Source organism: Sodalis sp. (in: enterobacteria), from assembly GCF_047607725.1.
In the GTDB taxonomy this organism is placed as follows: domain Bacteria; phylum Pseudomonadota; class Gammaproteobacteria; order Enterobacterales; family Enterobacteriaceae; genus JBLKSS01.
The window spans coordinates 1-4,856 of the sequence record NZ_JBLKSS010000226.1; the positions used below are offsets into that span (position 1 = coordinate 1).

The 4,856-nt window shown below is 57.2% G+C and carries 2 protein-coding genes and 3 pseudogenes; 2 read left to right on the forward strand and 3 right to left on the reverse strand.

Features of this window, described 5'->3' with window-relative positions:
- The first annotated feature begins 252 nt into the window (after window positions 1–252).
- Both bcsD and ACMX3H_RS17015 read left to right on the forward strand, forming a co-directional pair.
- Window positions 253–735: a cellulose biosynthesis protein BcsD gene (gene bcsD, locus ACMX3H_RS17010; RefSeq protein ID WP_415211661.1), complete on the forward strand. Its 483-nt coding sequence runs from the start codon at window positions 253–255 to the stop codon at window positions 733–735.
- A 15-nt stretch (window positions 736–750) separates the two neighbouring features.
- Window positions 751–1,755: pseudogene (locus tag ACMX3H_RS17015) on the forward strand (glycosyl hydrolase family 8).
- Window positions 1,756–1,913: 158 nt separating this feature from the next.
- Here ACMX3H_RS17015 and narI read toward each other — a convergent pair.
- From narI to narH, 3 genes and pseudogenes are all read right to left on the reverse strand, one after another.
- Entirely contained in the window at window positions 1,914–2,582 is a 669-nt protein-coding gene (narI, locus tag ACMX3H_RS17020) for a respiratory nitrate reductase subunit gamma (RefSeq protein WP_415211662.1), read from the reverse strand.
- Window positions 2,569–3,269, reverse strand: a pseudogene (gene narJ / locus ACMX3H_RS17025) (nitrate reductase molybdenum cofactor assembly chaperone). The gene narI and the pseudogene narJ overlap by 14 nt, the downstream one beginning before the upstream one ends.
- A pseudogene (gene narH, locus ACMX3H_RS17030) lies at window positions 3,266–4,715 on the reverse strand (nitrate reductase subunit beta); the annotation flags it as partial. The pseudogenes narJ and narH, both read right to left, overlap by 4 nt.
- Window positions 4,716–4,856 lie beyond the last annotated feature (141 nt).

Sequence of the window (4,856 nt, forward strand, 5' to 3'; positions counted from 1 at the left end):
TATCATCGCCGGATTATCCATGATCTGACAGCCGTCCCTTATAGGATGCGGGTTCACTAGGCATCGTAGTGGAACATATTCTTACCGGGCCGTACAACAAACCCACCAATAATTCAAGACGTCCTCCACGGGGCGCTTACATAAAATCAACCCGCAGATGAGCGTCGGCGGGCAGTTGAGTTATGACACTTTTGGCGATTATTCCGAAGGTTCGGCGTAGTTGTTTTTAAAATATCTTTTAGGTGGCCAATAATGAAGCAGGAAGATCTGCAGACATCCACGACGCTGGACTACTACCGACAGCGGCAAAATCAGCCCGGTTGGCAGGATCTGGTGGGTCTGCTGATAGCGGACATCAGCGATAACACCGGCGATGAGGACAAGCGCCAGTTTCTGAATCTGGTGGGGGAGCAGTTGGCCTGCCGTTTCCCGCAGCCTGCCGCCGCCACGGTGGGCGAGTTGGAGGACGGGCTGAATCAGCTTTGGTCCTGCTTTTACTGGGGCTATGTCCGCCTGACGCCCGAAGCCACCGTGCTAAGCCTACGCCACTGCGCTTCTCCCGCAGCTCCCGCCGGGCAAAGCGAACCGGTGCGGGTTTCCGGTCTGGCGGCCATTCTGGAAGGCGCCTATGCGCGCTGGCTATTGGACCAGGGCGGGCAACGGCACGTCGCGCTACGCTGGCAGCAGGACAGCGCCGGCGGCGAAATGACCTTTCGCTATGAAAACAGTCGCTAAGGATGTGATGGCGTGATGAAACGTTTCTGTCAATTAACCTTTCTGCTCGGCCTAACGCTGACGTTGCTGGCCGGGGGCGCCCATGGTGAATCCGCCGGCTGGACGCAATATAAACACCGCTTTCTGCTGCCGGAGGGCCGGATTATCGATACCGGCAATCATAACGTCAGCCATTCCGAAGGACAGGGTTTCGGCATGCTGTTGGCGGTTTACAATAACGACCGGCCGACATTCGATTTGCTCTATCAGTGGACCCGGGCGCATTTGTACCAGCAGGATAGCGGTCTCAATGCCTGGCACTTTAATCCCGCCAGCACCCCGCCGGTGGCGGATCGCAATAACGCTACCGACGGCGATACGCTGATTGCCAGGGCATTGCTGCAACCAGGGCAAAAATGGCGACAACCCGACTACCTGCTGGCCTCTAAGGCGCTACAGGAGGCGATTTTGCAGCGCACCGTGGTGGAATTCGCCGGCCTCAAAGTGTTGCTGCCCGGCGTGGAGGGTTTTAAGTAGACCGACGCGCTGACCCTTAACCCCTCCTACTTTATTTTTCCCGCCTGGCAGGCGTTTTATCAAGACAGTCATCTGTTGATTTGGAATGAACTCAGCGGCGACGCCCGGCAATTATTGAACAAAATGCGTTTCGGCGCGCCCCGGCTGCCCACCGACTGGGTGCGTCTGGACGCGAACGGCGGCGTAGCCCCCGGCGATCGCTGGCCGGCACGGTTCAGTTTCAACGCGGTGCGTATTCCGCTTTACCTTCATTGGGTGCCGCCGGACAGCCAGGCGTTGGGGCCTTATATCGCCTATTGGCGTCAGTACGACAGACTCAGCACGCCGGCCTGGGTTGACGTGCAAAGCGGCGAAAAAGCCGACTACATGCTATCGCCGGGCATGCTGGCCATACGAGACGCCATATTGGCCAACGGTGCCCAGGTAATCGACCGTTTGCAGAACAATGAGGATTATTATTCCGCCAGCCTGCATCTCCTCACCTACTGGTCGCTACAGCGCTAATAACGGCGCTCGGCGCCGTTTAAGCCGCTTAACGGGTCAGGGACGGCCGTAAGCAGGCACAGAGAATGCCGCCCCGCACGAAGGACGCCGTCAGTTCCTGACAATCGCTGCCAAGCGCGGTGCCGGCAAGGCCTCACCCCCTGGCCGATTATGATGGGTTAACGACGCGAACGCACAACCTGATAACGCCGGGTAAAATACCCCACCGGCGCGCTCCATACATGCACCAGCCGGGTGAAAGAGAAAACCAGAAATAGCGTCATACCCAACACCAGGTGCACGCGGTATACCCATTCGACGCCGTCCAGATGGTCAGACGCATGACCGTGAAACGTCACAAACGCCTGCGCCCAGTCAACCAGTTTCATCATATCGTGACCGTCCATATGGCGCCTTGAAAACAGAATGGTCACCAGCCCCAGCAGGCATTGCGTCACCAGCATCACACTATCCATAAGAGTGGAGGTGGCGCGTATGCGCGGGTGAGTCAACCGCCGTTTCAGCAGCAGTAATCCACCGACAAGCGTCATGGTGCCAAATACGCCGCCTGCCGCCATCGCCATTTGCTGCTTGACGACAATCGACAGGAAGGGCTGGTAAACCCAGTGCGGCGTCAGCAGGCCAAAGAGGTGGCCAAAAAAGATGCCGAGAATGCCGATGTGAAAGAGATTGGATGCCAGCCGCATACCTTTCTTATCCAGCATCTGGCTTGACGAGGCACGCCAGGTATATTGCCCGTAGTCATAGCGCAGCCAGCTGCCTATCAGGAATACCGTGCCGCACAGATAGGGGTAAATGTCGAAAAACCACACATCAAGATAGTGCATTAGCGTTTTCCCCCTCGATGGGTTGGAGATAATACGGCGGCGCATCGTCACGACAGCGCCGCTGATGTTGCCGCACCGCTCCGCTCAGGCAATAGTTGTCACCCATGAATGTTACGCGTTCTTCTTCCCACACGGCATCCAGCGCGGCGCGCGTATCATCGCGCGGCTCGCCCGCGACCTGCTGCACCATGCCATTGCTGCTAAGCGGGCTGCTGGCCAGGGTCAATAGCGCATCAAATAGCACGCTGAAGTCACTTTGACGCTGTTGCAAGCGTCCGCCGACGAGCGCCAGAATCGGCGCGATATCCAGCAACCCCTGCCGCGCCTCGCACGCGGGACGAAGACTTAAATACTCCAAATACAGCGGCAGAAAATCGGGTAATTCGCGGCGCTTGAGCACCAACCCCGCTTGCTCATACTGCGCCAGCAGATCGACCATCGCCTGGCCGCGATCGCGTGATTGTGCGTGCACATGCTCGAACAGGAGCGGCGACGTCGCACGGCCCCGCCCGAACAGCGCACACCAGTCGGCCTGCTTATCCAGCGGTCGGGCGGTAAGATAATGGTGAAGAAACGGCAACAGGGACGCTGTTGTTGCAACGCAAGCGACAGGAGCTCCTCCTGATACGCCCAAAGGCTTTCATCAGGATAATCAAGCAATAAGCCGATGAGTTTCAAGATTTTCATCCGCCACCACCGGTCTTATCGCTCACGTCGATGGCATCAATCCGCCGGCTGTTAAACAGGTTGAATCGACTGTCGCTGCCGTGACAGCCGTCGCCAAAACTGAAGCCGCAGCCGTTGCGTTGCCAGAAGGCGTCGCGCGCAAGCTCACGATGGCTGCTGGGGATGACAAAACGATCTTCGTAATTCGTAATGGCCAAATAGCGGTACATCTCCTCCACCTGCGTTTCACTCAAACCCACCTCTTGCAGCGCGCGCGTATCCGTCACGCCGTCCACGGTTTGTGAGCGTTTGTAATGGCGCATCGCCATCAGGCGCTTTAAGGAACGCAACACGGGTGCGGTATCCCCCGCGGTCAGCATATTGGCGAGGTACTGCACGGGAATGCGCAAGCTTTCGACGTCGTGTAGGACACTGTTTGCGTGTTGCAGCCCGCTGCTGTCCGCCACCGATTCGATGGGCGATAAAGGCGGTACATACGTACCACAATATTCCGGGTGCAGCGGCGGTAGCAGCTGCCAGTCCACGGCAAGTTTCCAGACGGGCGACGCCTGCGCCGCGTCAATAACATTCTGCGTGATGCCCTGTTTGCGCGCTTGTGCAACCACGGCGGGATCGCCGGGATCTAAAAATATCTCGCGCTGGCGCTCATACAATCGGTGCTCTGCTTCAGTGCCGGCGGCATCGGCAATGCTATCCGCGTCATACAGCAACACGCCGAGATAGCGGATGTGGCCAACGCAGGTTTCCGCGCAGAGGGTTGGCATGCCGGACTCGATACGGGGATAACAGAAAAGACATTTTTCAGACTTGCCGCTTTTTCAGTTGAAATAGATTTTCTTATACGGACAACCGCTGATGCACATACGCCAGCCACGGCATTTATCCTGGTCGATGAGCAGGATACCGTCTTCTTCGCGCTTGTAGATGGCGCCGCCTCGGGCAGGTGGCTACACAGCTGGGATTAAGGCAGTGTTCACACAGGCGCGGTAGATACATCATGAACGTGTTCTCGTACTGGCCGTAGATTTCTTTTTCCATCCGGGCAAAGTTACTGTCCGCAGCGCGTTGACTAAACTCGCCACCCAGCAACTCTTCTCAGTTGGGGCCGCCGACAATGTTGTCCAGGCGTTCACCGCTAATCAACGACCGCGGGCGCGCCGTCGGCTGAGCATGGCCGGCGTTGGCGTTGTGCAGCGTTTGGTAGTCATAGGTAAATGGCTCATAATAATCATCCATGCCCGGTACCGCCGGGTTGGCGAAGATTTTAGACAGCACCGATGCGCGATGACCCAGGCGCGGTATGAGTCGACCGTTAATTTTGCACAGCCAGCCCCCCAGCCATTTTTCCTGATCTTCCCACGCGTTCGGATAACCGATGCCGGGTTTGGTTTCGACGTTGTTAAACCAGGCGTATTCCATCCCCTCCCGGCTAGTCCAGACGTTTTTGGTAAGCGCCCCGTGGAGGACGTCTTGAATTATTGGTGGGTTTGTTGTATAGCCCGGTAAAAATATGTTCCACTACGATGCCTAGTGAACCCGCATCCTATAAGGGACGGCTGTCAGATCATGGATAATCCGGCGATGATA

Coding starts and splice junctions, on each gene's coding strand:
- bcsD (WP_415211661.1), top strand. CDS start 253: ATGAAGCAGGAAGATCTGCAGACATCCACGACGCTGGACTACTACCGA.
- narI (WP_415211662.1), bottom strand. CDS start 2,582: ATGCACTATCTTGATGTGTGGTTTTTCGACATTTACCCCTATCTGTGC.